Origin of the sequence: Sphingobium sp. Leaf26 (assembly GCF_001421665.1) — a bacterium.
GTDB lineage: Bacteria > Pseudomonadota > Alphaproteobacteria > Sphingomonadales > Sphingomonadaceae > Sphingobium.
In genome coordinates, this window is sequence record NZ_LMKV01000031.1 from 160863 (window position 1) to 187764 (window position 26902).

18 protein-coding genes are annotated in these 26902 nt (G+C 63.1%); 7 read left to right on the forward strand and 11 right to left on the reverse strand.

Annotation, left to right across the window (positions count from 1 at the left end; all coding sequences use genetic code 11):
• Positions 1-38: 38 nt before the first annotated feature.
• The 5 genes from ASE85_RS20305 to ASE85_RS20325 form a co-directional block, all read right to left on the reverse strand.
• A complete protein-coding gene (locus ASE85_RS20305) occupies positions 39-1604 on the reverse strand; it encodes a family 43 glycosylhydrolase (protein ID WP_235523628.1) in 1566 nt (521 codons plus the stop codon).
• The gene (locus ASE85_RS20310) at positions 1594-3300 is read right to left on the reverse strand and encodes a DUF885 domain-containing protein (RefSeq protein WP_056693157.1); all 1707 of its coding nucleotides are present in this window, start codon (positions 3298-3300) and stop codon (positions 1594-1596) included. The genes ASE85_RS20305 and ASE85_RS20310 overlap by 11 nt, the downstream gene beginning before the upstream one ends.
• Before the next feature lie 62 nt (positions 3301-3362).
• Positions 3363-4388, reverse strand: a complete 1026-nt coding sequence (locus ASE85_RS20315) for an Ldh family oxidoreductase (protein ID WP_056693073.1) — start codon at positions 4386-4388, stop codon at positions 3363-3365.
• Positions 4385-6754: a glycoside hydrolase family 127 protein gene (locus ASE85_RS20320; protein WP_056693076.1), complete on the reverse strand. Its 2370-nt coding sequence runs from the start codon at positions 6752-6754 to the stop codon at positions 4385-4387. The genes ASE85_RS20315 and ASE85_RS20320 overlap by 4 nt, the downstream gene beginning before the upstream one ends.
• A 108-nt stretch (positions 6755-6862) precedes the next feature.
• Complete coding sequence (locus ASE85_RS20325) at positions 6863-7750, reverse strand: LysR family transcriptional regulator (RefSeq protein ID WP_056693078.1); 888 nt, start codon at positions 7748-7750, stop codon at positions 6863-6865.
• A 103-nt stretch (positions 7751-7853) separates the two neighbouring features.
• Here ASE85_RS20325 and ASE85_RS20330 point away from each other — a divergent pair, with 103 nt between their 5' ends.
• The gene (locus ASE85_RS20330; RefSeq protein WP_056693079.1) at positions 7854-9350 is read left to right on the forward strand and encodes a CoA-acylating methylmalonate-semialdehyde dehydrogenase; all 1497 of its coding nucleotides are present in this window, start codon (positions 7854-7856) and stop codon (positions 9348-9350) included.
• Positions 9351-9392: 42 nt separating this feature from the next.
• On the opposite strand, the gene ASE85_RS20335 is transcribed toward ASE85_RS20330, so the two are convergent.
• Positions 9393-10160, reverse strand: a complete 768-nt coding sequence (locus tag ASE85_RS20335) for a FadR/GntR family transcriptional regulator (RefSeq protein WP_235523629.1) — start codon at positions 10158-10160, stop codon at positions 9393-9395.
• Between the two features lie 130 nt (positions 10161-10290).
• Here ASE85_RS20335 and ASE85_RS20340 point away from each other — a divergent pair, with 130 nt between their 5' ends.
• From ASE85_RS20340 to ASE85_RS20355, 4 genes are read left to right on the forward strand one after another with little or no spacing between them, the layout of a single operon-like run.
• Positions 10291-12642, forward strand: a complete 2352-nt coding sequence (locus tag ASE85_RS20340; RefSeq protein ID WP_056693081.1) for a S9 family peptidase — start codon at positions 10291-10293, stop codon at positions 12640-12642.
• A gap of 5 nt (positions 12643-12647) precedes the next feature.
• Positions 12648-15395, forward strand: a complete 2748-nt coding sequence (locus tag ASE85_RS20345) for a DUF5695 domain-containing protein (protein ID WP_235523630.1) — start codon at positions 12648-12650, stop codon at positions 15393-15395.
• A gap of 5 nt (positions 15396-15400) precedes the next feature.
• Positions 15401-17356, forward strand: coding sequence for an Svx/AvrXca family virulence/avirulence protein (locus ASE85_RS20350; protein WP_200928414.1), 1956 nt, complete (start codon positions 15401-15403; stop codon positions 17354-17356).
• Complete coding sequence (locus ASE85_RS20355) at positions 17356-18840, forward strand: peptide MFS transporter (protein ID WP_056693084.1); 1485 nt, start codon at positions 17356-17358, stop codon at positions 18838-18840. Before ASE85_RS20350 ends, ASE85_RS20355 begins: the two co-directional genes overlap by 1 nt.
• A 267-nt stretch (positions 18841-19107) precedes the next feature.
• Here ASE85_RS20355 and cofC read toward each other — a convergent pair whose 3' ends face one another.
• Genes cofC through cofE form a run of 3 tightly spaced genes read right to left on the reverse strand, consistent with a single transcriptional unit; the run spans position 19108 to position 21328 of the window.
• A complete protein-coding gene (gene cofC, locus ASE85_RS20360; protein ID WP_056693086.1) occupies positions 19108-19668 on the reverse strand; it encodes a 2-phospho-L-lactate guanylyltransferase in 561 nt (186 codons plus the stop codon).
• A complete protein-coding gene (gene cofD, locus ASE85_RS20365) occupies positions 19668-20594 on the reverse strand; it encodes a 2-phospho-L-lactate transferase (protein WP_056693088.1) in 927 nt (308 codons plus the stop codon). The genes cofC and cofD overlap by 1 nt, the downstream gene beginning before the upstream one ends.
• A complete protein-coding gene (cofE, locus tag ASE85_RS20370) occupies positions 20591-21328 on the reverse strand; it encodes a coenzyme F420-0:L-glutamate ligase (RefSeq protein WP_056693090.1) in 738 nt (245 codons plus the stop codon). The genes cofD and cofE overlap by 4 nt, the downstream gene beginning before the upstream one ends.
• Positions 21329-21609: 281 nt before the next feature.
• On the opposite strand from cofE, the gene ASE85_RS20375 reads away from it, so the two are divergent.
• Positions 21610-22248: a TetR/AcrR family transcriptional regulator gene (locus tag ASE85_RS20375; protein WP_082462949.1), complete on the forward strand. Its 639-nt coding sequence runs from the start codon at positions 21610-21612 to the stop codon at positions 22246-22248.
• Positions 22245-23192: an oxygenase MpaB family protein gene (locus ASE85_RS20380; protein WP_056693094.1), complete on the forward strand. Its 948-nt coding sequence runs from the start codon at positions 22245-22247 to the stop codon at positions 23190-23192. Before ASE85_RS20375 ends, ASE85_RS20380 begins: the two co-directional genes overlap by 4 nt.
• 98 nt (positions 23193-23290) lie before the next feature.
• Here the strand turns inward: ASE85_RS20380 and ASE85_RS20385 are convergent, their stop codons facing one another.
• The gene (locus ASE85_RS20385) at positions 23291-25966 is read right to left on the reverse strand and encodes a glycoside hydrolase family 3 C-terminal domain-containing protein (RefSeq protein WP_056693097.1); all 2676 of its coding nucleotides are present in this window, start codon (positions 25964-25966) and stop codon (positions 23291-23293) included.
• A 9-nt stretch (positions 25967-25975) separates the two neighbouring features.
• On the reverse strand, positions 25976-26851 hold the full coding sequence (locus ASE85_RS20390) for a GDSL-type esterase/lipase family protein (protein ID WP_162237491.1): 876 nt from the start codon (positions 26849-26851) through the stop codon (positions 25976-25978).
• Positions 26852-26902: the final 51 nt, after the last annotated feature.

Consider the following 26902-nt stretch of genomic DNA (forward strand, 5'->3'; position numbering starts at 1 on the left):
GCCCCTTATCCCGATCAACTGTCCAACTCGGTGTCGCGTCAACTGCAACCCTGCGCCGGTTTCGAGTCCCGATCGCGTATCACCGGCTGTGCGGCGCTGGGCGCCAGCACTTCCCATTCCTGCACGGCCAGCCCCGCATGGCTCTTGCCATCGCCAGACGCATCCAGCACCGCGCGCAGGCAGCGGGTGCGGATCGGCGGGAAGCTGACAGCCTGAAACGCGCCTGATGCCGTGCCATAGCCGCTCGCGCCGGGCACCGGTATCCAGCCGCCTTTGCCCTGCCGATATTCCAGATGCCAGGCCGCCGGCGGCGCGACGCCCACGCCAGACCCCGCCGGCTGGTCGTTCCAGAACCAGATGCGCGATCCGTCGATCGTCACCGGCTTGTTCCAGCGATATTCGATCCATTGGCGCGGCGGATTGTCGGGCGACCAGCTGCCCCACATGTCTGGCGGCAGAGGCGCGGCCTTGGTGATGCCGTCGTTCAGCGACTTGATCCAATATTGCACCGGCAGCGGATCGTTGGACGCCGTGGCCGACGCCGTCCGCGCAATGTTGCGCGTCGGGGCCAGAGGCGGTTGCCCTCGCAAAGTCGGCACCACGGTCCGGATGCGCGCGGGCGTCACGCTGTCATCCCACTCTATCTTGTCCAGTGCCACGCTCCGGCGAAAATGCCCGCCGCCCTTCGCATCCGCCGTATGATAGGCCAGATACCATTGCCCCTTATACTCGACCGCGCCCGAATGGGATGTGGTCGACGATACAGGCTTGAGCGCCACGCCACGATATGTCCATGGTCCCATGGGCGATGACGCCGTGCCATAGGCGATGCAGGCATGATAGACCGCCGGTGTGCAATCCGACGTCGGCCCCGCCTTGTTCCCTGCATAGAGCATATAATAGATGCCCTTGCGCTTCATGATCCAGGGCGCCTCGAAGAATCCGGTCAGCCCCTCGATCGTGCGTTCCGGTCCCTTGGGCGTGATCATGTCACGCCCCAGTTCCATGCCCCGCAACTGGCCGAACGTGCCCCAATAGAGATAGACCCGCCCGTCATCGTCGATCAGGATGGTGGGGTCGATATTCTGGATGTCGTTCCTGACCGGCACCCGCTGCGAGATGATCGGTCCCGAAGGATGCGCATCGCGCCACGGTCCGGTCGGACTGTCCGCCACCGCTACGCCGATGGCGAAGCGGTCCTGCGCGTCGCTGTCCTTTTCCAGCACCGGGGCGTAGAAATAATAGCGCTTGTCCGGTCCCTGCACGATCTGCCCGGCATAGGCCCGCGCTTCCTCCGCCCAGGCGAAGACATTTTCCGGCTTGGCGATGGCGGGATAATGGGTCCATTGACCAGACTTCGGATCGTCGGTCTTGAGCAGTTGCCATTCGCCCATGATGAAATCATTGACGTCAGGCGGCGCCTGATCCCGACCCGCGAGGATCCACAGCGCCCCATCCGCGACGAAGGGAGCGGGGTCGGTCGAATAATAATCGCCATCGGCTAAAATCGGATTGCCCGGCACGCTGATCTGGCGGGCTTCCTGCGCGTCAGCCGACGCAACCGCCATGACCAGCGCGATACCGGCGAACAGTTCATTCTTCATCTGGATAAGGCCCCTTGCCGCCATCGGCGATCAATTGGTCGACACGCTGGTCGATGACCGGTAGCGGCACCGCACCCAGCGCCAGCACCGCATCATGGAAAGCGCGAATGTTGAACTTCGCGCCCAGCGCCTTCTCCGCTTTCCTGCGCGCATCCACGAAGGCCAGCTCCCCCATATAATAGGACAGGGCCTGACCCGGCCAGGCGATATAGCGGTCCACTTCCGTCTCGATCTCGTGATCGGACAGCGCCGTATTCTCGTGCAGATAGTCCTGCGCCTGTTTGCGGGTCCAGCCCATCGCATGGATGCCGGTGTCCACCACCAGCCGCGACGCGCGCCACGCCTGATAGCTCAGCATCCCGAAACGGTCATAAGGCGTTTCATACATGCCCATATCCTCGCCCAGCGCCTCGCAATAGAGCGCCCAGCCCTCGCCATAGGCGGAGAGATACGTGTCGCGGCGGAAGGCGGGCAGCGCTTTGTTCTCCGCCGCCAGCGGCATCTGCATCGCATGGCCCGGCGCGCTCTCATGCAGCGTCAGTGCGACCTGCGAATAGAAAGGCCGCGAGGGAAGGTCATAGGTGTTGACCAGATAGATGCCCGGCCCGCCGCGCCCCCCGGTGTAGAAGGGCGCGATATCGTCCGGCACCGGCTTGATCGCAAAGCGCATCCGCGGCATCCGCCCGAAATATTCGGACGCCTTGCCGTCGAAAGTCTTGGCGATCCAGGCTGCGCGGTTCAGCAGTTCCTGCGGCGTCTTGGCATAAAATTGCGGATCGGTCCGCAGGAAGGTGAGGAAGGCCGGCAGGTCGCCCTTGAACGCGACCTGTTTCATGACCTCGCCCATCTGCCCCCGGATGCGCGCCATTTCATCCAGGCCGATCTGGTGGATCTGCGCCGGGCTCCTGTCCAGCGTCACGAATTCGCGAATCTTGGACTGATAATAGGCTTTGCCGTCGGGCAATGTATAAGCCGCCAGATCCTTGCGTGCGCCCGGAATATAATCCTGCCGCAGGAAGGTCAGCAGCGTCTGATGCGCCGGCACCACCGCCTGCGCGATCGCGGCCTGCGCCTCTCCCTTCAACGCCGCCTGCACATCGGCGGGGATGGTCGCGGGCAGCGCCTTGAACGGCGCGTAGAAGGGATTCTTCTCGACGCTCTTTGCATGCACCACCTGCGCGACGCCGATGTCGCGGCCTTGCAGCGTAATCTGCGCCGGGGTGAAACCACGCTTCAGGCCCGCGCGCATATTGGCGATCTGCTGGTCATAATAGCGCGGAATGTCGCGCAGCATCGCGATATAGCGCCGCGCGCCAGCCTCGTCCCGCAGAGGCTCGCGTGCCCAGCCGGCCAGATCGCCCCAGAAGCTGGTGTCGGCGTTCAGCGGCTTCTCATAGTCGCGATAGCGCTGCTCGGCGACCATCGCGTCGATCTGCCCCTTGTAGACCGCAAAGTTGATCTTCTGCTCCGGTGAGAGTTGATCGACCTTGATCGCCGCCAGTTGCGTCTCCACCTGCTCCCAGCGGGCGAGCCGCGCGGCCTGCGCCTTGGCGCCGACGTCGGGCAGGGCCAGCGCCTGATCCTTGGGACCATCCTCGCTCGGCCCCGACTGTTTCTGCCGCCAGTCATATTCGGCTGTGTAGATCGCTTCGAACGCCTTGTCCGCTGCCTGTGTATCGGGCTGGGCCTGCGCCATGGGCGCTGCCAGACTGACGAAAGCCGCACCGCCGAGCAGCCAGGTCCGGCCGCCAAAGATCGTCACGCCATTTCCCCTTCCAACAAAGCCAAAATATCGCTGTGCAACGCCGCCGGGATGCGGACGCCTTGCGCATCCGACTGCGCCCGCGCGACATAGCGCCGCGCGCCTGGCAGGCGGGCGCCTTGCCCGGTGATCGCATCGAACATCGCCTCGGCCCGGCCCAGATGCTCGTCCACGCTTGCGCCCAGAAAGCCAGCCGGGTCGATCGCGATCACCAGTTCGCCGCCAATCGGCGATCCCATGCGCCCCTGATCGGCGGTCATGGATTCCGCGCTGGTCATGTCGCCGATCAGCGGCCCGGCGATCAGTTCGACCATCGCCGCCAGCGCCGATCCCTTATGCCCGCCAAAGGTACGCATCGCGCCGTCCAGCACCGCCTTGGGATCGATCGAGGGATGCCCTTCGCTATCATAGCCCCATTCGGGCGATATGGTCTTGCCCGCGCGCCGATGTAGTTCGATCTCGCCCCGCGCCACCGCGCTGGTGGCGAAGTCGAACACGAAAGGATTCCCGCCCGGACGCGGCCAGCCGAAGGCGATCGGATTGGTCCCGAACACCGGCTTCGTCCCGCCTTCGGGAGCAACCCAGGCATGACTGGGGGTGAAGGCGAGGCCCACCAGACCCGCGTCGGTCAACGCCTCGACCTCCGGCCACAGCGCCGCGAAATGCACGACATTGTTCAGCGCCAGCGCCGCGATGCCGAACTTGCGCGCCTTCTCGATCAGCAGCGGCAGGCCGCGCTCGAACGGCAGTTGGGCAAAACCGCCCTTGCCATCGACACGCACCAGCGCGGCGGCCGGTTCGCTCACCACCGGCACCGCATCGGGCACGACCACCCCGCGCTCGATCGAATTGGCGGCGACCAGCAGGCGATAAAGGCCGTGCGAGGCGCAGCCATCCCGCTCGCCCGCCACCATCGTCCGGGCGACGGCGGCAGCATGATCGGGCGCCAGGCCCCGACTTTCCAGCACCTTGCGGGCGAGCGCGTCGGCCTCCGCAAGGGTCATCGCAACCATGTCACTCATGCCGACGTCGCCGGCTTTGCCGTGAACAGCCGCACGCCGAACACCGGCCCGGCCGAACTGCGGTCATGCGGTACAAAGCGCACCTTTACGCTGCTCTTGCCCTTGGTCAGGGCCTCCGGGATCGGATAGTCGACGTCCAGGAACTTGCCCGGCTTGTCATTGTCCAGGCTTTGCGTCGCCAGCTTCACATTGTCGACCAGGATATCGAAGCTGCGCTTGCGCTCGCCACCCCAATAGGTCGCCTGCAAGAGCAGCGGGCCGGGCTTCACCTTCATGGCGAATTCGAAATAGCCCCCCGACCGCGCATCGCGACCGTTCCGCCCGCGATAGGAGACGGGATAGCTGATTTCGGACGTCAGCGCATGGTCGCGCTCCGGCTGCATTTCGCCCAGATGCATGATGTCGATCGACCGGGCTGCCAGATCCTTCTGCCGCGCCTGTTCGGCCAGGAAGGCTGCTTCTTCCGTCTTCCACGCAGCTTCGGAGAAGCGCTTGAAATAGACTGCGCTGCGCCGCTCATATTGACTGTAAAAGGGCACGAAGGACAGATTCGCCGGACGGATGATGTTCTGCGTCCGGTAACGCGGGCGATCCGATATGATCGGGGCGAAGGCGGCTAGCGGATCTTCGCCGACCATCGCCGGTTCGACCCCGGTCCAGTCCATTTCGGAAGGGCCAAGGTCAGCCGCCATCACCATCGGCCCGCGCACCACGGCCACCACATCGGGCGCACCCGGCGCCGCCTCCAGCCGCAGGTCGAGCGGCAGGCTCAATGCCACCACATCGCCCTTCTTCCAGCGGCGCGTGACCACCGCATAACCATTGGCGGGCTTCACCGACACCGGCGCACCATTGACGGTCAGCCCAAAGCGGCCATTGGCCCAGCCGGGAATGCGCAGCGCCAGCGAGAACGCGCCCTGCTTCACCGCGTCGATCGTCAGCTTGATGTCGGGTTTGAATGGATATTCGGTGTCCAGCGTCAGGCCGACGCCCTTCGTCTTCCACTGCGCTTCCGACGGGATGTAGAGATTGACGAACAATGTGTCGTCGCCCTCCCAATAGATGGAATCGCCATGCTTGGCGTGGCTTTCCATGCCGGAACCGACACAGCACCAGAAGGCGTCTTCGTCCGGCTGCGAATAGCCGCGCGGCGCGCCGCTCATCATCGGCGTCATATAGGTGAAGCCGGCATTGGCAGGATTCTGCGCCGACATGACATGGTTCAGATGCGCGCGCTCATAATAGTCGAACAAGGCGCCGTCTGGCTGCCAGCCATAAAGATGCCGCGTCATCTTCAGCATATTATAGCTGTTGCAATGTTCGCAGGTGGATTCGGTCAGGTGCAGCGCGACCGTGTCCGGTTCGAAGAAATATTCGCGGTCTGCATTGCCGCCGATCACATAGCTATGATGCTGCGTCACCCGGTCGAAGAAGAAGCGCGCGGCCCGGCCCGGCTCTTCCTTGCCCGTCAATTCATGGATGCGGGCAAGGCCGATCAGCTTGGGCACCTGCGTATTCGCATGGAAATTGGCGAGCTTGTCCTCCTGCGCCACCAGCGGATCGAGAACCTTGCGATCATAGATCCGCTCCGCCACCGCCAGCCAGCGCGCATCGCCGGTACGGGCGTAAAGCTCGGCATAGCTGTCGTTCAGGCCGCCATATTCGCAGCCCAGCAATTCCTGCATCTGCGCATCGTTCAGCGCCGCAAACACCGTCTCGAAATAGCTCGCCAGGCCGATCACGACCGTCAGCGCCTTCGCATTGCCCCAGGCGCCATGGACGTCGAGCAGGCCGGCGAAATATTTGTGGACGGTATAGAGCGGCGACCAGCTACCGTTGAGGTCGAAGCCGCCCGACTTGATCTGCCCCTTCATCACTTCGGGGAAAATCTGTTCGCCATCGACGATCTGGCCGTCCTTGGTCTTGCGACCCAGCGCACCGATATAGCCATCCTTGCGCTGCGCCTGACACAGCGCCAGTTCATCGACGATATAGTCGGCGCGGCGGCGACATTCCGCATTGCCCGTCTGCTGCCAGCCCAGCACCAGAGCGGTGATATAATGGCCCAGCGTATGGCCGGCGATCGTGTCCGATTCCCAGCCGCCATAAATCGGCGCCTTGGGTTCCAGCCCAGCATATTTGCGGAAATTATGCAGGAAGCGATCGGGACTGAGCGAGAGGAGATAGGCGATGTTCACCTCCACCGCCGTCGCATAATCGGAAGGGCGCAAACGCACATCGGTCAGCGGCAGCGGCCTGGCCCGCAGCGGAATTTTGGGCGCGATCGCGGCCAGCCCCTTGAACGGGACGGCGCAGACGGCAAGGGCAGCGACCCCTGCCAGCCACTCGCGACGATTGGCTTTCATTGCTAAACACTCCTACCGAATATCGTATACTATACGATAGAGTGCAGGGTCTTGCTGTCAATCCTTATTGTTGGCCATGTCCTGTGTTGCCGCATAGAAACGACCCGCTCAAAATCGCCGACGCGCCTCTTCCACCATAGCGTGGAGAAAATCGACCACTGCGCGGACGCGGGGCAATCGCTGCTGGTCGGCATGGATGGCCAGCCAGTAGCTGCGCCGGATCTCGACCGTTTCCGGCAACAGCCGCACCAGATTCGGGTCATCCTCCGCCGCAAAAAGATGCAGGACGCCCAGCCCCAGCCCACCGGCCACGGCCGCATGCTGCGCAGCGATGGAGGTTGAACGGAACACCGGGACCGCGTCCGCCGACACTTCGGACAGGAACCGCAGTTCGGGAATGTCGATCCGCGCGTCGATATACCAGGCGAAGGGGTGATCGGACAGCCGGTCTGCATGGATGGGGCCATGCGCATTCAGATAGGATCGCGACGCATAGAGGCCCAGCCGATAGTCGATCAGGTGCCGGGCGACGATGGGGCCGCTGGTCGGCCGGTTCAGCAGGATGGCCACATCCGCGTCCCGGTTGGCCAGGCTGACCAACTGTGGCTCCGGCGCCAGTTCCAGCCGCAGGTCGGGATGGGCCTGATGCAGGCGATGGGCATAGGGCGCGACCAGATAGGTGCCGAAGGCTTCCGGTGTCGCCAGCCGCACGGCGCCGGAAATGCGCGCATCGCTGCCCCCCAGCGTCGCGGTCGCCGCAGCCACCTCGCCCTCAATCCGTTCGGCATGGTCGACCAGCTTCTGGCCTGCCTCCGTCAGTTGCACGCCACGCGGCCCACGATCCAGCAGCCTGCTGCCCACCATCGCCTCCAGCCGGGTCAGCCGGCGCGCGACCGTGCTATGGTCCATCCCCAGCCGACGCCCAGCACCTGCCATACGCCCCGCGCGGGCCACGGCCAGGAAAAGACGCAGATCATCCCAATCCAGTGTAGACATTTTTGCACAACCCTATCGGCAATTTGGCGGGTTTCTGTGTCAATTTGCATGGACTAAAAGCCATGTCAGCGCAACTAGACCATGATAGCCCAGGAGAGCAGCGATGCGTTTGATCAGCCATTTCATCAACGGTGAAACCGTATCCGAACCCGGCCGGCTGGGCGATGTCTACGCCCCCACCATCGGCCAGGTACAGGCGCAGGTGGAACTCGCCGAAGTCTCGCTGCTCGACCGGGCAGTCGCCAATGCCAAGCAGGCGCAGGTCGCTTGGGCCGCCACCAACCCGCAACGCCGCGCCCGCGTGATGTTCGCCTTCAAGGGGCTGATCGAGGACAATATGCAGGAGCTGGCGGAACTGCTCGCATCCGAACATGGCAAGGTCGTGTCGGATGCCAAGGGCGATATCCAGCGCGGTCTGGAAGTCGTGGAATTTGCCTGCGGCGTCCCGCATCTGTTGAAAGGCGACTATACCGAGGGCGCCGGCCCCGGCATCGACGTCTATTCGATCCGCCAGCCGCTGGGCGTGGTCGCGGGCATCACGCCGTTCAACTTCCCGGCCATGATCCCCTTGTGGATGTCCTCCGTCGCCCTGGCCTGCGGCAACGCCTTCATCCTCAAGCCCTCTGAACGTGATCCTTCCGTGCCGGTGCGTCTGGCGCAACTGCTGGTCGAGGCCGGCCTGCCCAAGGGCGTGCTGAACGTCGTCCATGGCGACAAGGTCATCGTCGATGCGATCTGCGACCATCCGGATATCAAGGCGGTCAGCTTCGTCGGCTCGTCCGACATCGCCAACTATGTCTATCAGCGCGCGGCGGCAGCGGGCAAGCGCGCCCAGTGCATGGGCGGGGCCAAGAATCACGGCATCGTCCTGCCCGATGCCGATCTCGACCAGACCGTCGCCGACATATTGGGTGCGGCCTACGGCTCGGCCGGCGAACGCTGCATGGCGCTCCCCGTCGTGGTGCCGGTCGGCGCACAAACCGCAGAAACCCTGCGCGAACGGCTGGTCGAAGGAATCGAAAAGCTCAAGGTCGGCATCTCGACCGACGAAGAAGCCCATTATGGCCCCGTCGTCACCGGCCAGCACAAGGCCCGGATCGAAGGCTATATCGATCTAGCCGTGGAAGAAGGCGCAGAACTGGTCGTCGATGGCCGCGACTTCTCGCTCCAGGGCTATGAGGAGGGCTATTTCCTCGCGCCGACCCTGCTGGACCGCGTGACGCCCGACATGAAGAGTTATCAGGAGGAAATCTTCGGCCCGGTGCTCCAGATCGTGCGCGCCGACACGTTCGAGGAGGCGATCGGCCTCGCCAGCCGCCATCAATATGGCAATGGCGTGGCGCTGTTCACCCGCAATGGCGACGCCGCCCGCCAGTTCGCCGCTCAGGTGGAAGTCGGCATGGTCGGCATCAACGTGCCGATCCCGGTGCCGGTCGCCTATCACAGCTTCGGCGGCTGGAAGCGGTCGGGCTTCGGCGATCTCGATCAATATGGCACCGATGGCGTCCGCTTCTACACCCGCACCAAGAAGGTCACGCAGCGCTGGCCGAGCGGCGGGTCGGTCATCGACCAGAGCTTCGTCATCCCGACGATGAAATAAGGACAGGGTGGGGGGACATCGCTCTCCCCCCCCTTTTTTTGCCTAACGGCGCAAGGCGACGTGCATGTCCGCCAGCGCCAGTTCGATCAGCGTGCGCATCGCCCTTTGCGCCTGACGCGAATTCTGCGCGGCAATTTCCCGATAGAGCGCACGATGCTCCGGCATCGGATCGCGCGGTGCGTCCTGCACCCGCTGCTTGGCCGCCGTGGTCCAGGCAATGGCCGACATGATCGAACTGGACAGGGAAAAAAGCAGCTCATTCTGCGCCGCTTCCATCAGCAGGCCATGGAAACGCTGGTCCGCCGCCCGCCCCTTCTCCGTCGCCAGCGTGTAGCGCTCCATCGCGTCCAGCGCATTGGCCATGTCGATCAACTGCCCTTCGCTGCGCCGGGTCGCGGCCATCTCTGCGGCATGCGGTTCCACCATCATGCGCAGCTCGAACAGGTCGCGCAGGAACTGCTCTGACGGCTCGGACTGGATCTGCCAGGCCAGCACGTCGGGATCGAGCATGCTCCACTGGCGCCGTTCATTGACCTTGGTGCCCGCCTTGGGCCGGCTGCTCACCAGCCCCTTGGCGGTCAGGATGCGGAATGCTTCGCGCAGAACAGATCGCGACACACCCAATGTTTCGGCATGGTCCACTTCGGCCGGAAAGACATACCCGATGGGCAAGGTGCCGCTGACGATCTGCGTCGCCAGCCGGTGCGCCACCACATGATGCAAGCGGCCCATGACGATCGGCGTGCCGATCCCACCGCCCTGATCCTGCCGCCCGTCCTTCATGCCTGCCATCCAATCCACATCGTTCATCGCACGCTACACCGATAACGGTGACGGGAAAAGACCGATCTTATATCGTATAATCTTGTTGACGGCCAGCGTCGTTACGGCCATGACTGCGCCCTCTTTCATGACAATATAGGTACGCGCCGCCGTGGGCATGCTCCCTTATCCCGTATCGAAAACCGTCAGCCTGCTGGCTTTGACCTGCGCTATCGCCCTGTCGATACCCGCCGCCGCGCGCCCCGTCGCGGCGACCGTAGCTCAACCGACCATCAGCGCGCGCTATGCTCTGTCCGACAAGTTCAACAGTCAGAGCCTGGGCGACCTGATCGACAATGCGGACGTCGCCCCGCGCTTTGTCGGCGAGGGCAAGGGCCTGCTCTACCGCACCGGCAATCGCCTCGTGCAAAGCTATGTCTATGTCGATCTTGCCACGCTGGCGAAGGCGCAGGTGGCAACGAACGCGCAGTTGCTCGCCGCATTGAGCGCCGCAACCGGCAAGAACATCGACACGGACGCCGCCCATATCGCCGAAGTCGATTATGATCCGGCGACCAGGACCCTGCGCTTCGCCGCGCTGGATGGCCGCTGGACCCTTGCCGACAATGGCAAGGCCGAAAAGATCATCGAGGAGCAAAGGAAGGAAGACCTCTCCCTCCCCTCGCCTGACGGTCGCTTCCGCATCGTTGCGCGCAACTTCAATCTGATCGCGGTGGACATAAAGAGCGGCAAGGAAGTCGCCCTCACCACCGATGGTACCCGCGAGCAGCCCTATGGCCGCTCCATCCCGCAACTGGCCGACATCTTGCGCGCCGGCACCGAGGAACCGGACATGCCCGTTTCCGGCGCCTGGTCGCCCGATGGCCGCTACTTGCTAAGCTGGCGACTCGACACGCGGGACGTCAAGAAGCTGTCCATCACCCAGCAGAACCCGCCGGGCGAATTCTATCCGCGCAGCTTCTCCTATGTCTATCCGCTCGCCGGCGCGGAGAAGCTGCCGCAGGCGACCCGCTTCGTCATCGACATCGAACAGGCGATGAAGGCCGGCAAGGCTAAGGTGGTGCCGCTCGCGATCCCCTCGGAATCCATCCTCTATCCCTCGCCGCCCGACATGGGCTGGATCAAGGGCAAGCCGCGTATCCTCTGGACCGAGCGCGGCTACAAGCAACAGGCCGTCTATCAGGCCGATCCCGACACCGGCGCCGCGCGCATCGTCGCGCATGAGGCGGTCAAGCCGCTCGTTACCGTCACCTCCAGCATGATCCTGCCCGCGCCCGATCTGGGCGGAGAACTCTCCATCTCCGAACGGTCCGGCTGGGCGCAGCTCTATCTCGTCACCCCGGATGCGCCCGATGGCGGGAAACCGCTCACACAGGGGGAGTGGGAAGTCCTGTCGGTCGACCATGTCGCCGCGGACAAGGCATCGCTGGTCGTGACCGGCGTCGGCCGGGAAAAGGCCCGCAATCCCTATTGGCGCGCCCTCTATCGTGTGCCGATGAGCGGCGCCGACCCGACCGAACTGACGCCCGAACCGCTCGATCATGACGCCACCCTGTCCGACGACGGGCGGTGGATCGTGGACCAGATGTCCAGCCCGACCAGCCCCACCCGCGCCGTGCTGCGCGACGGGCAGACGGGCAAGATCGTCATGGACCTCGCCACCGCCAACGATAGCCGCCTGCGCGCGGCCGGCTACACATCGCCCGAACCTTTTGAGGGTGTCGCGGCGGATGGCCATACGCCCATCTACGGCATGATCTTCCGCCCGGCGAACTTCGACGCGAAGCGCAGCTACCCCATCATCGACAATGTCTATACCGGCCCGACCACGACCGACGTCCCCGCCACCTGGAACGACGCCCACCGCGTGTCGGGCAATGCCGTGGCCCAGATCGGCGCGATCGTGGTGATGATCGACGGCACCGGCACCTCGCGCCGGGGACAGGCCTTCCGCCTGCCTGCCTATCAGAATCTGGGCGAAGTCGGGCTGGACGATCATATCAGCCTCATCCGCCAGATGGCCGCCAAATATCCCTATATGGACGCCACCCGCGTCGGCGTGTTCGGCGGATCAGCGGGCGGCTACGACACCGCGCGCTTCGTGCTGCGGCGGCCCAATTTCTTCAGGGTCGGCGTCGCCTCCTCCGGCAATCACGATTTGCGTCTCGACAAGACATGGTGGCCCGAAGTCTCGATGGGCAACCCGGACGAAGCAACCTGGGAGCGCAACAGCAATATGTCGGTCGCCGGCAATCTGATGGGCAAGCTGTTGCTGATCCATGGCGATATCGACGACAATGTGCCGGTGACGGAAAGCTTCCGCCTCGCCAAGGCATTGATGGATGCCGGGCGCGACGTCGATCTGGTCGTCCTGCCAAACACCACCCACCGCGTCTATCAGCCCTTCTTCTGGAAGAAGCTGCGCGACTATTTCACGCTCAACCTGCTGGGCGAAACCCCGCCCGCCCTGACGGCTCCACAGGCCGCCCGCACCCCCGCCGCGCAATGACGAGGATGATGATGACCAAGAAGCTCCCCCTGATCGCGCTGCTGCTGGCGTCCGTGCCCGCGCTGATGCCGGCGACCGCCGCCTTTGCCGAGGCCCAGCCCGCCAAGAAGGTCTTTCCGCCGATCGCGAAGACGGCATATAAGACGCCGGCCTTCGACCTCGCCCTGCGCACCGATACGCAGACGCTGGCGCATCTTTCCCCGACCGGCGACGCCGCGTTCGACTATGTCCCCGCCGCCCGCGAAGCGGAACGGGCGGGCGACGGCTATGTCCATATCGGCGACCTCCATCTCCGCCTGAAGAGCGGCGACGGCGCATGGCAGGATTATTCCTCCGCCCATGCCCGCAAGCCCATCGCCAAGCTGGTCGCACGCGGCGACGTGCTGGCCGCCGCCGACATCAGCGCGTCGATGGGCACGGGCATCCCGCTGCGCGTCGAACGCCAATGGGTCAATGACAATGGCGTCCTCGCCCTGCGCTTCACCCTGGTCAACAGCAGCAACGCTCCCGTCGAGATCGGCGCACTAGGCATGCCGATGGTGTTCGACAATATCATTCTCGACCGAGATCTGGATCAGGCCCATGCGCAGGCCAGCTTCGTCGATCCCTATATCGGCCGCGACGCCGGCTATTTGCAGGTGACACGCCTCAACGGCCAAGGTCCGGCGCTGCTGGTCCTGCCTGAAAAAAACACGCCGCTCGAAGCCTATCGCCCAGTGCTGGAAGCCCGCGCCGCGCCGAAGGATGATATCTTTACAGATCGCAGTCCGCGCACGCAGGTATCCGAAGGCTTTTACGACTGGACCGTCGCCAGCAAGGGCTTTGTCGACAAGGAATGGGCCAAAGCCGGCCCGCAATGGAATGAGGCGACCAGCATCACGCTCGCGCCCGGCCAGAGCCGCACCATCGGCTTGCGCTTCGTCACGTCGCCGACCATCCGCGCGATCGAGGACACGCTGGTCGCCAACAAGCGGCCAGTGGCGGTCGGCATCCCCGGCTATGTCGTGCCGACCGACCAGTCGGCCAGTCTCTACCTCAAATCCGCCAGCCCCGTCGCAAAGATCGAAAGCTTCCCCGCTGGCGCCCTCACCGCCACGCTGACGACAAGCAGCACCGGCTCGGCGCGCTATGATGTGAAGGCGTCAGGCTGGGGTCAGGCACGCCTCACCATCACCTATGCCGACGGGCAAGCCCAGACCGTCAGCTACTATATCACCAAGCCGCTGGAGCAGGTGATGGCCGATATCGGTCATTTCACCACGACCAATCAGTGGTATGAGGGCAAGGGCGACCCCTTCCACCGCTCGCCCGCCATCCTGTCCTATGACCGGGAAGACAATAAGATCCTGACCCAGGACGGCCGCGTCTGGGTCGCAGGCATGAGCGACGAAGGCGGAGCGGGCAGTTGGGTCGCCGCCGCGATCAAGCAGCTCGACAACCCCAACGCGGAAGAAGTCGCCAAACTGGAGCGGCTGGTCAACGAAACCGTGATCGGCCATCTTCAGGTCGCGGAAGGCGCGCAGGCCGGCGCGGTCAAGAAGAGCCTTTTCTACTACGACCCCAAGGAATTTCCGGACTATTACGACCCGGCGATCAACTGGAAGAACTGGACAGCCTGGTCGAAGAAGGATTCGGACGACCTCGGCCGGTCCTATAATTACCCCCATGTCGCGATCGGCCATTGGGTGCTCTATCGCCTGGCGCGCGACAGTCAGGGTCTGGTGAAGCAGCATGACTGGCGCTTCTACCTCGACTGGGCCTATCGCACCTCCGTCGCGATGATGCGCGACGCGCCCTATTATGCGCAGTTCGGCCAGATGGAAGGCGACATCTTCCTCGACATCCTCAAGGATCTGAAACGCGAGGGCCTGACTGCGCAAGCCACCGAAATGGAAAAGCTGATGAAGGGCCGCGCCGATCACTGGCGTACGCTCAAATATCCCTTCGGCAGTGAAATGGCTTGGGACTCCACCGGCCAGCCCGAAGTCTATGCCTGGATGCGCTATTTCGGTTATCAGCCGCAAGCGGATGTAACCAAAGAGGTGATCCTTGGCTATGATCCGACCATCCCAAGCTGGGGCTATAATGGCAATGCCCGCCGCTATTGGGACTTCCTCTATGGCGGGAAGGTGTCGCGGATCGAGCGACAAATTCACCATTATGGCTCGGCGCTCAATGCCGTGCCTTTGTTCGACGCCTATCGCCAGAACCCGGACGACCTGCACCTGTTGCGCGTCGCCTATGGCGGCATGATGGGCGGCATCACCAATATCGACCAGCAGGGCTTCGGGTCCGCCGCCTTCCATAGCTGGCCCGACATGATGAAGTGGGACGCGATCAGCGGCGATTATGGCATGGGCTTTTACGGTCATGCCATCGCATCGGCCACCTATGCCGTGAAGGACAAGGATCTGGGCTGGCTCGGTTTCGGCGGCAAGGTTACGGACGACGCCGGCAAAATCCATATCGTGCCGCAGGATGGCGCCCGCCGCCGCCTGTTCATCGCGCCCGCTGGCCTGTGGATCACGCTGGAGGCCGGCCGCATCGCCAGTGCTGATTATGACGGCGCATCGGGACAGGTCGTGCTGACGCTCGATCCGGCCGATGCCGCGACGAGCAAAGCCCGCCTGCTGTTCGAGACGACGACGAAGGACGGCAAGCCCTATGCGATCGACGGCGGGACGGCGGACCGGGGCGGCTATGCCATTCCGCTCACCACCGGCGCCACCCGCATCACGCTGACGCCGCGCTGATGCCCATGCACCGCGCCCTCCTCGCTTCGGCCCTTGGCCTGACATTGGGGGGCGCGGCGCTGGCCTCCCTGCCCCGGCCCCTTTCCCGACCGGCGGTGGACCGCTGTCCTATTGGCAGTCCGGCTGCTATGCTTTCGCGCGGTTGTTCGCCGGCGCTTTCCGATAGGATCAGCCCGGCGCAACAAAATGTCGAAACCAGCGGGAAACATGCGAAGTTAAGCCCCGGAAATCCTATTTGCATCGTCGGCAAATGGGCCGTTGCCGCCACCGATCCGGGCGATGCCGTCAATGGCGCGCTGCCGCTCCAGATGGAAAGCGCCCACGTCGCCTTCCACTGGAAGCCCGGCACCGTCGATCCCGCCGATGCCAAGGCGGCCGCGGCGCATCTGGAATATGTCTGGTCCTACTTCATCGACACTTTGGGCTTCCCGATGCCCCATTGCGGCGATGCGACGAAATATAAGGTCAACGCCTATATCGGTGTTGATTATGGCCTGACCGGCGGCACGGATTCGCTTGGCCATATGGGCATGTGGATCGGGCCGGGCGCGTTGAAGGACCGGTTCGGCCTCGCCCATGAACTGACCCACGCCTTGCAGGCCGCGACCGGCCGGCTGATGGACTCGCCCTACACCGGCTGGATGTTCGAAAGCCACGCCAACTGGATGACCACCCAGTTGCCCGAATTTCGCGAAAACACCCATTGTTCGGTGCTGCTCAAACAATATCCGCACCTCTATTATGGCTCCACCCGGTCGCGCTACTGCAACTGGCAATGGTTCGAATATCTCAAGGACAGTCATGGCTATGACGCCGTCAATGCCCTATGGCGCAATGCGCCGGGCAAGAATGACGCCGCCCGACTGACCGCCGATCCCTTCTCCGTCCTCAAAGCCAATATGGGCTGGACGCAGGATCAGTTGAACGATGCCTTTGGCGACTGGGCGTTGCACAATGCGAACTGGGACTATGCCAATGGTGCCGCCTATCGCAAAAGCTATGGCGGCTACGACCAGAGTACCGGCCCAGATATATTGGCAGCCACCGTGCTCGATCCGATCGACGCCGGGAAGCGCCGCTACGCCGTTCCCGATATGTGGGCGCCCCAGCGCTGGGGCTATAATATCGTCAAGCTGAACCCCGACGCCGGTCAGACCCGCGTCACCGTTAGCTTCCGCGGCATCGTGCAACAGGCATCCGCTACCGGGAAACTGCCCAGCCTCGCCGACGAACCCGACATCATCCCGCCACCCGCCTCCGACTGGCGCTGGGGCGTGGTCGCCGTCGGCGCGGACGGCCAAAGCCGCTACAGCCCCCTTCAGCACGGCGCGCGCAGTCAGACGGCCATCGACCTCCGACCCAACGATAGCGGCCTCTATCTCGTCGTGATGGCCACCCCATCGCAGATGCAGAAGATCCGCTGGGACCAGCCCTATTATTCCATCTACCGCTATCCCTGGATGGTCGAACTGGGCGGCGCGCTACCTGATGCACCTGCTCCCATCTCCGGCGGCCATCGTCACGCCAATGGCGGCGGCTGGGTCGGCCCGAACGCAAAGGTCGCCGCCACGGCTTATGTCGGCCCCTACGCCCGCATCCTCTCCGGCACAATCGCCGACCGGGCACGGGTCGAGGATCATGCCGTCGTCACAGATCGAGCGGAGCTACACGATGACGCCGTTATCGCCGGCCTCACCGTGCTGCGCGGGGACACCATCCTGCGCGGCCACGCCCGCGCCGCAACGTCCATGCTGGGTATCGGCGAATATGAGAAAGGGATCATCCTGTCCGGCACGGCGCAGACGATCGGCGATGTCGAACATCGCGGCGGCCAGTTCGACAAGGGCGTGTCCTACGGCTTCGTCGATCAGGCGGCCGCAACCGATCCGAAGCGCGGCGCGGACCTGACCGCCCCCGTACCCGAAGTCACCGCCAAGCCCGACTATCGCTGGATAGACTGATGCCAACCGAAGCCGAAACCCTCTGGGGCCATCCCAAGGGCCTGTACGTCCTCTTCTTCACCGAATTATGGGAGCGCTTCTCCTTCTACGGGATGCGCGCGCTGCTGATCTTCTATCTGACGCGCCACTTTCTCTATTCTGGCGAGCAATCGGGGCTGCTCTACGGTTCCTATCTGGCGCTGGTCTTCCTGTCCCCCATGATCGGCGGCTATCTCGCCGACCGTTGGCTGGGGCAGCGCAAGGCGGTGCTGTTCGGTGGACTGGTGATCGCCACCGGTCATATCACCCTCGGGCTGGAGGACGCTCTGGACACATCGGCGCAGGCGATCTTCTGGATCGGCCTGTCGCTGATCGTCGTCGGCACCGGATTCCTTAAAGCCAATATCTCGGCGCTTGTGGGCAAGCTCTACGCCGCCCATGACCCCCGCCGGGACAGCGCCTACACACTTTTCTACATGGGCATCAATCTGGGCGGCGCGATCGGCCCGGTCATCTGTGGCGTGCTGGGAGAGACTTTGGGCTGGGGCTATGGCTTTGGCGCGGCGGCGATCGGGATGATCGCGGGCGTCATCGTCTTTGCCCGCGGCAAGCGCCACCTGCTGGGCGGCGGCGAAGCGCCCGATCCGGCGGCGCTGGTCCAGCCGATCTTCGGCGTGAAGCGCGAATGGCTCATCTACGGACTCACGCTACCGCTAACCCTGCTGGGCTGGCTGCTGCTGATATCGCCCAGACTGACCGGCACCCTGCTCGCGGTGGGCGGCTTGCTTGTCGGCCTGTTGCTCATCTGGATCGCGCTCGCCCGGCTGGAGGGCGAGGAACGGCGCAAGCTGCTCTATGCGCTGGCGCTGATCGTCATCCAGCCGGTCTTCTGGGGCCTTTACGAACAGAGCGGCTCCTCACTCAGCCTCTTCATCGACCATCATGTCAACCGCATGGTTCTGGGCCATGAAGTGCCGGCCTCGGTCTTTCAGGCGTTGCCGCCTTTCTTCGTCTGCCTGATCGCCCTGCCCTTCGCCGCGCTCTGGCTGCGCCTCGCCAAGGCAGGCCGGATGCCCACCCCGATCAGCAGCTTCGCTTTCGGCATCATCATGGTCGGTGGCGGCTTCGTGCTGATGACGCTGGCGCAGTGGGTACCGGCGGACCAGAAGGTGCCGTTGGTCTTCATCTTCCTCCTTTTCCTCTGCCATGCGATCGGCGAAATGTGCCTGTCGCCCGTCGGCCTGTCCGCCATGTCCCGCTTCGCCCCACGCCATATACTCAGCTTTCTGATGGGCACCTGGTTTCTGGCGACGGCGGCGGGCAATTTCAGCGCGGGCGTGATCGCCTCGGTGATCGAAGCGATGGGCGGTGGCGCCGATGGCGGCGATCGGGCGATCATCCTGGACGCCTATCTGCGCATCGGCCTGGTCGCCGCCGCGATCGGCGCGATCGTGCTGGCCATCAATATCGGAGCACAGCGGATACTGAAGGCACGAACGACCTGACTCCATTCCCGTTCGCTTCGAGCGCGTCGAGAAGAGGCCAGCCCAACGCTTCCTGTTTCTCGACATAGTTTATGCTTGGAGCGGGGAGGGCGATTCAACCGAAGCCGACATGCAATTTATGTCCCTATTTAAGCGGAAAATCGTCTTGAAGTTTAGGACGACAACAGCCGCCGAACGGATATTACAAAAACCGTAGTTGAATAAATCAACAATAATTTTAATTTGAATAAATATTACAAATAATTCTTATATGATAATATAAATTCATTATAGCAAAGCCATCGTCCGCCACTGGTGGAGATCGTGCGCCGTATCGACGTCAAACCCCAGCCCTGGCCGCGCGATGATGGCGGCATCGCTACGCTGTTGCCGATGATGCGCCAGGCTGTCTGATCCAAAGGCAAATTGGAAAGGGCGACCATCCGCCAGCGCGATCGCATTGGTTCCGCGCCCATGCTGATCGGGCGCAAACGCCGCGCCAGTGGTCCCTGCGGCGTCCAGCAGGCACGCCACATCCTGAGCGGTCAGGCAAGGGAGGTCGGCATGGATGATGACGACCGGACGATGACCCAGATCGGCCCGCGCCGCCGCCAACTCCGCATTCAGTCCCCGCCCCTTGTCCCGCAACCAGTGGCACGGCCATGGCGGAACGGCGGCGGGGGCAAGCAGATGCACGGTCGCGACCGACTCGACGCCGGACAGGCAGGCGATGACCGCCTGCGCCATGGTGCTGGCCAACGCCTGCCGCTCCGACCGGTCCAGCGTCGCGCTCAACCGTGATTTGGTATCCGGCCCCTGCTTCCAGGGGACGATGGCCGTCCACACCATCAGGCGCGCAATCCGCCCGCCAGATCGATCGCGGCTTGCGCCACCCGCATTTTGTCCGACAACGTCGTCATCAATGTCGCGCAATGCGCAATGGCGATGTCCGGCGCGTCGCACCGGTCGCCGCTGTCGATCAGCATGGCGTCGATCAGCCCGGTATAATGGCGCGCGATGCTGTCATTATCGACCGCCATGTTCAGTTCGCCCATCAGTTTCGCCGTCGGCCCCTTGACCGCCTTGCCGCCGATCAGCGGCGATACGGCCACGATCGGCGCGGCGGTCTGCTGCAGCGCTGAGCGCAGGGCAGGCACAGCCAGCAAGGGGTCGACACTGAGGAACGGATTGGATGGCGCAATCAGGATACTATCGGCCGACAGGATCGCGTCCACGACGCCGGGCGCCGGCGCCGCCTGCGCCGCGCCCTCGAACAGGATCGACCGGACGGTGGGTTCGCACCGTTGCTCCACAAAATAGCGCTGAAATTCCAGCCGACCGCGATCCGTCTCCAGCATGGTCGCGACCGGCTGATCGCTCATCGGCAGGATGCGCGTCGCAATGCCCCAACGGGCCGCAAAGCTGGCTGTGACCTGTGACAGGGACTGGCCCTGCGCTAGCAGATAGCTGCGCCAAACATGCAGCGCCATGTCGCCATCGCCCAACGCGAACCAGTCCGGCCCGCCCAGTTCGCGCAGCGCCGCCATGAAAGCCCAGCTTTCGCCTTCCCGCCCCCACCCCTGTGCGGCGTTGGCTTTCCCCGCCAGCGTATAGAGCAGCGTGTCGATATCGGGCGAGACATGCAGGCCCAGATGCCGGAAATCATCGCCCGTATTGACGATCGCGGTCAGACTGTCGGCAGACAGGATCTGCGACAGGCCCAGCACCAGTTTAGCCCCGCCCACGCCACCGGTCAGGACAACGACCTGGCTCATGCGAACAGATCCTCATTACCCGGACGCACCAGAGCGGCTGCGGGTCGGGCCGCAGCGGTCAGGGGATAGCCGCGCACCAGCGCGGCAGGAATACCCTCCGCCCCTTCACCCGTCGCCAGGCAGGCGGCGGTCGCGATGATGTCGCCCAGCGCGATCTGGGTGACTTCCAGCGTCCGGCCATCGCGATCCACCTCGCCGCGTCGGTCATCCAGCGCCGCCAGCCCCGCGACCCCGATGGCCACCGCCACCACGCCCATCCGCCATGGACGGCCAAAACTGTCCGATATGACGACCGGCATGTCCAGTTGCTGGTGCAACGCCGCCGCACTGCCGTCCGGGTCGATCGGCAAAAGGAGCGCGCGATCGCCCTCCCCCGCGCCGATATTGGACCGGTCGATGCCCGCATTGGCCATCACATGCCCCAGCCTGTGCCGGGCGATCAGGACATGCGGCACCGCCCGCACGATCGCGCTCGATTCGTCCAGCACCAGTTGAACCAGCCGAGCATCCTTGTGCGTGATGTTGCTCAGCCTCAGCGCCTCGTCTCCTGGCACGACATCATCCAGCGTAACGAAGCGCCCCTCAGCCTTCGACACGATCTTCTGGGTCACCACCAGCACATCATGGGCACGGCGTTCGCCGCCGCACCGCCGGATCGCGGCATCGAGAATCCCGACTAGATCATCGCCCGGTCGGATCTCCCCAATCCCGGTCAATGGCACGATTTCTATCATGGTGTCGCACGTCTCCTGACAATATCCCATGTCCTTTGACGACGCAGCCCTTTCCGTCAACCTCTAGCGCAACGAACGCATGAAGCGATCTCCGCCAGTCGAGCCACTATGCGAGAGCAAGTCAATATGCGCGGCGATCTGGGCGGCATTGTCTCATTCTAACCGAAAGCAAAAAGGCCATTTCTGATCGTGGGTGGTTGCTCCGAAAATCATAAAGGAAGGATATATCGGACATCATGTCCTGATATTGACATTAATGTCCGATTGTTTATCCAGATGTCATGGAAACCACCATGCCAGCGTCTGCAGGACCGAAACTCTCTCTGCGAGAAGCGCAACGGGTACTGACCCGGAAACGCATCTGTGATGCTGCCGGCCATCTGTTTTATGAGCAGGGGTTTCCTGCCGTCACCATGGAGGATATCGCCCATGCTGCCGGTGTTTCCCGCTCCACCCTCTATCTGCATTATGTCGATAAGACGGCCCTTTCTGTCGAAATCGCAGCCGCTTATGCTGACAGTCTTTGTGCGCTGGTCGCACGCCTTCCCGGCCCCGTCCCCACTCGCGTCCAGATTACAAATTGGATCGACGATCTTGCTGCGCTGATCGCGCGCGAACATGTCCCGGCCACGTTGATCGTGGACTTGTCTGCGCGCAGCGAAGCACCGGCAGCGACCGGCTTGATCGGTGATCGGCTTATCGCGGCGCTCGCGAACCAGTTGCCAGCCCTTGCCCGCGCTCTGGAATGCGACGCCACGCGCCCGCGCGCGCAAGCATGGGCCGAAGTCGCGATGCGGGAGCTTGGCTGGGCCTGCTCCCACCGGGCGGGCGACCTCAAGGATGCGCGTTCGGCAAGACTGACGGTTGCCGCAGAGATTTTTGAGCGATTCATACAAGCACAGATTGAAATGGAGACATGATGGCCCGCAAAGAACGTCGCTGGCTCGGCACGACCGATCCCTATGTGCGGCTGAAGCAGATCGAGGCGCTCGACCTCGACACCGAATATCGTGAAATCACCAAGCTTTTCTATGCCGACTTTCAGTCGACCATGGTGGCCAAGAGCATCAATGGTTTCATGATGAACTATGCCGCGCCGCGCATTTCGCGCGTACTCGGTTCCACCGGGGAACTGGAGCATCGCATATCCAAGCGTGTCATCGACACGATCATCCTTGCCAGTGCGGTAATGATGGAGGGCTTTACCGGTCAGGGCCGCGACGCCGCGCGTCGGGTCAATGCCATGCATCGGCAATATGATATTCATCCCGACGACTTCATCGCCGTCGGCGCCGAGGAGACGGTCGGGTCTATCGTACTCGCCGAACGCTATGGCTGGCGTCCAGTGACCGACAAGGAGCGTGAGGCGGTCAACCGCTATTATAGCCACCAGGCACGAGCATTCGGCTCGCCCAATCCATTGCCCGCCACCTATGCCGAAACAAAGGCCTTCTTTGAAGCCTATCTGGACAATCATGTCCGCTACGAACCGCAGAATGAGCGGTTGGGCACTGTGCTGCTGAGCTGGATCGGGACGATGGCTCCAGCAGGGATGCGGTCGCTTTATCGCTTCATTTTGGTCGCGCAACTGGATGATCGCATTGCGCGCGCTTGCGGTATCCGTCCCGCATCCCGTGTCGCGAAATGGTTTGCCCACACCGCCTTGAACCATCTGGGTGGCAAGCTGCCCGTGGCCGATGGCGGACCCAGTCATCTGGATGCGCTCGTCAGCAGCGTTTATCCGGACGGCTACGATATCAGCAAGATAGGCACGCACGTCGCGAATGTGGACGATCAATACGACCCGCATTCCGTCCATAATCCGTCAGACGGGACGCCGAACAGGATTGCTGCTGCACTATAGGCGAACAACGCCAGCCGGACAAAGACCTGGCAATGTTCACCCGGTTCGCGACGAGGGCGGCCGCTGCCGTCCATCGTCGCGCTTATGACAAGGTCCACTCAGTTCGGCAGCAGCTTCGCCGTCTTGATGGAAAATGTTGTTGATTGTACCGGCAGATCGCCCCCCGGCTGTCCGCCGCCGACGGAAATGGTGTAGCGGCCAGCCAGCATCTGGATTTGTCCATCCGGCGACACCGAACTCAAGTCTCGTGGGTCGAGTTCGAACCGCAGGGCGCGCTTTTCGCCCGGTGCCATGCTGACCCTCTGGAAACCGCGCAGGGCTATCCTGGGTGTACCCGGCGCGTCAGGAAAGTTGAGGTAAAGTTGCGCAACCTCGTCGCCCTGACGTGCGCCAACATTGGCTACGCTGGTTTCTACAACCACGCCCTTTGCACCGGTGCGATCAAGCAGGCTGACCTTGACCGGCCCGTACGCAAATTTCGTATAGCTCAGCCCGTAGCCGAACGGATAAACTGGCGCCCCATCGAAATAGCGGTAGGTCCGCCCTTTCATGGCGAAGTCTTCGAAGGCCGGCAGTTGCGCAACATCGCGATAGAAGGTGACCGGCAGACGGCCCGCAGGATTGGCAAGGCCGGCAACCGCCCGACCCACTGCCAGCCCGCCCGCTTCGCCCGGATACCAGGCCTGGATGATCGCGCTGGCATTTTGCTTGGCCCATTCCAGATTGATCGCGCTGCCGCTCATGTTGATCACGACAAGCGGCTTGCCGGTGGCCTTTGCGGCCTTGAGCAAGGCGAGTTGATCAGCGGGCAGGTCGAGCGAGGTTCGGTCACCCTCTTTGAAACCGGGCAACTTGATCGAGGATTCCTCGCTTTCCAAAGTGGAGTTGATGCCGACCACGGCGACGATCACGTCCGCGTCCTTGGCTGATGCCGCAAGATCTGCCTCTGGCTGGCGTGACACACGCTGCCAGTTCAATTCGCCGAAATGAAGCGCGGGCACCTGCACACTGAAATTGAAGGGATAGCGCTGTCCCGCCACCAGATCGACCGTCTGGAGTTTTGGCATCACGGCGGGATTAAACCCGTTCTGGATTACGACTTTCGGTTCGTCTGCGAACTGGAACGAACCTACGATTGTCCTGCCGCCGATGCGATAGGTTCCGGTTTCCGGTGCCACGATGAACCCGGTGGCCACGGCCCTCCCGCCATCGGGAAGAAGTGGCTGCGTGAAAATCTCGAAGTTTACCAGTGGCTCGACGCGCGTGGTGGTCGCTACGTCGCTCGGCAGTCCGGTCATTGCCCGCATGAACTTGTCCATCAGCGTGGTTGGCGCGGGTTTGCCGTCAGGCTTGAACGGATAATAACGCATCGTCACGCCCGGCTTGCCATCCTCGCTCAACAGCGCAGATGTGGGAATGACATTGCCGTCCGAGACCGATTCGCCTGCCGGGACATAGGTGATCTGTGCATCGGGCAACGCGGCCTTCATTCCGTCGAAGACCGAGGGTAGATCAGCAGTCTCCCGGCTGGTGTAGTTACCACGCAGCACCCGGCGCGAATCCGCAAGCGGACCGACAAGCGCGATTTTCACGCCCTTGCGGTCCAGTGGCAGGACACCGTCATTCTTGAGCAAAACCAGCGTTTGCTGGGCCGCAGCAAGGGCCAGCGCACGATGTTCAGGGGTATTGATCGACGAGGTGGCCGGCGCAGTCTTGCTAGACTTGGCTTCCAGCAGGCCGAGGCGGATGCGCGTGGCCAACCCGCGCGCGACCGCGCGATCAAGATCAGCCATCGGCAACTTGCCAGTCTTGACGGCCTGGACATAGTTGTTCGCCTGGCCAAAGGAATTGCGATCGAACAGGCTTTCGGTGGCGCATTCGATGTCCAGCCCTGCCCGCACAGCCAGCGCCGATCCCGCGATATTGTCCGGCGCAAACTTGTGCGCGGTGGAAATGTCGCGCACGGCACCGCAGTCCGAAACGACGGCACCGGTAAAGCCCCAGTCCCTGCGCAGAGTATCCTGCATCAGGAAGGTGTTGGTGCAGGCCGGTTGCCCATTGATCGAGCTGTAGGCACACATCACCGACCCGGCGCGGCCATCAACCAACGCAGAACGGAAGGCGGGCAGATACGTGTCGCGCATGTCATGCACGGAAGCGGTCACATCCGCTGTGTGGCGCGTCGATTCAGGGCCGCTATGGACTGCGAAATGTTTGGGCGTAGCGACAATCTTCGGCGCGTCAGGATTTGGCCCCTGCAAGCCGGTTACATAGGCAATACCCATCTGGCCGGTGAGGAATGGATCCTCGCCATAGGTTTCCTGGCCGCGCCCCCAGCGTGGATCGCGAAAGATATTGAGGTTGGGCGACCAGTAGGTGCGCCCGGCACCCAGTTCCAGCGGTCTGCCCGCCGCAACCATCGCATCGCCCGCTTCGATACCTTCGTCCGAAATCGCTTCGGCAATCCGCTTGAGCAGCGGTGCATTGAAGCTGGCGGCCAGGCCGATGGGTTCAGGGAAATTGGTTGCGTGTGGATTGAAAGCAAAACCATGCAGCGCCTCGCTCCACCACTGATAATCGGGCAGGTTCAGACGGGGTATAGCAGGTTGGGAGTTGATCATCTGACTTGCCTTTTCCTCCAGCGTCATCTGAGCGACGATAGCGGCAGCCCGTTGTTCGGGCGTGGCGGCAGACTTCGCAAACGCCGGGGCCGAGAGGCAAAGGGCCAGAGCGGTGGCCGCAGGCAAAAAGGCAAAGGATGATGCGGTTCGCACGACAGTCTCCTAGTTCGCCACGCGGGCGAGGGTTTTGTTGAGCAATGGCCGCATCAGCGCATAGCCATCGCGATTGGGGTGAAGGCCGTCGTTGGCCAGCGCCGGGGCAAATGCCCCTTCACTGTCAGCCAGCAACGGCGTGTAATCGATAAACGTGACGCGCTGCTGTGCAGCCAGTTGCACAAGACGGCTGTTCACCGCAGCGATGCGCGACCGCAGGTCTTCGTTCGGGCGGGCGATGAAGGTTTTGGACGGGGTTATCGCGGCCAGCACCACGCGGATGCCGTTGGTTTTGGCGATGTCGATCATCGCGCGGATATTGTCGACGATGGCCTGGTCCGACGTCGGCCCGGTATTGCCCATGATGTCGTTCACCCCGGCCATGATGTGGACCACGCGCGGACGCAGGGCGACGACATCCTGATAGAAGCGCAAAAGGATCTGCGGTGTGGTCTGGCCGCCGATGCCACGGTTGAGCGTGGCAGCGTCGAACAGCGAGGGATCGCCCAGTTTCCAGTTCTCGGTGATGGAATCGCCCAGAAAAACCGCTTTTGGCCGCACGCCGCTGGCCAAGACCTGGGCATTTTCCTGCTGGTAACGGCAAAGGTTGGGCCAATCCTTTGCCCGCTGATCCAATGCCGCCTTTTGCAGTCCAGCCAGCCGCGCCATCGCGCCCGGTGGCATGGCTGCGAGAAACTCGCCAAGATTGGCAAATCGGCGTGGCTCTATTCCCAGCCTGTTGATCTGCTCAAGATCCGGGTTCGCACTGGCATTGGCCGCCGGGCATAACTGCACTGTATCAGCCGCGCCGACAGAGGCATGGGCTGGGGGAATGGCGGTGAGCATGAGGGATATGCCGAGTGTGATCGAACCCCGTCTCGTCATCTCCATCCTCCTCTGACCCTCTCAATGTTATACTGCCTTCAGGGTTTGCTC

What these genes read in the sequence shown, in the direction of transcription:
- ASE85_RS20335 (WP_235523629.1), bottom strand. Translation starts at nt 10,160, where the DNA reads ATGAACGATGTGGATTGGATGGCAGGCATGAAGGACGGGCGGCAGGAT.
- ASE85_RS20325 (WP_056693078.1), bottom strand. Translation starts at nt 7,750, where the DNA reads ATGTCTACACTGGATTGGGATGATCTGCGTCTTTTCCTGGCCGTGGCC.
- ASE85_RS20355 (WP_056693084.1), top strand. Translation starts at nt 17,356, where the DNA reads ATGCCAACCGAAGCCGAAACCCTCTGGGGCCATCCCAAGGGCCTGTAC.
- cofD (WP_056693088.1), bottom strand. Translation starts at nt 20,594, where the DNA reads ATGAGCCAGGTCGTTGTCCTGACCGGTGGCGTGGGCGGGGCTAAACTG.
- cofC (WP_056693086.1), bottom strand. Translation starts at nt 19,668, where the DNA reads ATGGTGTGGACGGCCATCGTCCCCTGGAAGCAGGGGCCGGATACCAAA.
- ASE85_RS20375 (WP_082462949.1), top strand. Translation starts at nt 21,610, where the DNA reads ATGGAAACCACCATGCCAGCGTCTGCAGGACCGAAACTCTCTCTGCGA.
- ASE85_RS20345 (WP_235523630.1), top strand. Translation starts at nt 12,648, where the DNA reads ATGATGATGACCAAGAAGCTCCCCCTGATCGCGCTGCTGCTGGCGTCC.
- ASE85_RS20315 (WP_056693073.1), bottom strand. Translation starts at nt 4,388, where the DNA reads ATGAGTGACATGGTTGCGATGACCCTTGCGGAGGCCGACGCGCTCGCC.
- ASE85_RS20340 (WP_056693081.1), top strand. Translation starts at nt 10,291, where the DNA reads ATGCTCCCTTATCCCGTATCGAAAACCGTCAGCCTGCTGGCTTTGACC.
- cofE (WP_056693090.1), bottom strand. Translation starts at nt 21,328, where the DNA reads ATGATAGAAATCGTGCCATTGACCGGGATTGGGGAGATCCGACCGGGC.
- ASE85_RS20390 (WP_162237491.1), bottom strand. Translation starts at nt 26,851, where the DNA reads ATGACGAGACGGGGTTCGATCACACTCGGCATATCCCTCATGCTCACC.
- ASE85_RS20305 (WP_235523628.1), bottom strand. Translation starts at nt 1,604, where the DNA reads ATGAAGAATGAACTGTTCGCCGGTATCGCGCTGGTCATGGCGGTTGCG.
- ASE85_RS20320 (WP_056693076.1), bottom strand. Translation starts at nt 6,754, where the DNA reads ATGAAAGCCAATCGTCGCGAGTGGCTGGCAGGGGTCGCTGCCCTTGCC.
- ASE85_RS20330 (WP_056693079.1), top strand. Translation starts at nt 7,854, where the DNA reads ATGCGTTTGATCAGCCATTTCATCAACGGTGAAACCGTATCCGAACCC.
- ASE85_RS20310 (WP_056693157.1), bottom strand. Translation starts at nt 3,300, where the DNA reads ATGGCGCAGGCCCAGCCCGATACACAGGCAGCGGACAAGGCGTTCGAA.
- ASE85_RS20350 (WP_200928414.1), top strand. Translation starts at nt 15,401, where the DNA reads ATGCACCGCGCCCTCCTCGCTTCGGCCCTTGGCCTGACATTGGGGGGC.
- ASE85_RS20380 (WP_056693094.1), top strand. Translation starts at nt 22,245, where the DNA reads ATGATGGCCCGCAAAGAACGTCGCTGGCTCGGCACGACCGATCCCTAT.